The following is a 284-nucleotide window of genomic DNA, read 5'->3' as shown; positions in this document are numbered from 1 at the left end:
CCTTCGGCCAGGTAGACGATCTGGTCGGTGACGCCGGCCAGGGCCATGGCGTCGCTGGCCAGGTAGTGCGGCGCGGGTTCGCCGCCCTCGGCCCGACCCACGCCCAGCACCAGCGGCGAGCCGGCGCGGGCGCCCACCACGCGCTGCGGTTCGTCCTTGTGGAACACCGCCACCGCGTAGGCGCCGTGCAGGCGGGCCACGGCGGTGCGCACCGCCTGGAACAGGTCGCCGTCGTACAGCGCGTCCACCAGGTGGGCGATCACCTCGGTGTCGGTCTGGCTCTC

The 284-nt window shown here is 74.3% G+C and carries 1 pseudogene; it reads right to left on the bottom strand.

The features are described 5' to 3' along the window. A pseudogene (locus HA630_RS01510) lies at positions 1 to 284 on the bottom strand (glutamine--fructose-6-phosphate aminotransferase); the annotation flags it as partial.

This window comes from Aquabacterium sp. A08 (genome assembly GCF_011742065.1).
This window is presented reverse-complemented; position numbering and strand designations above follow the sequence as displayed.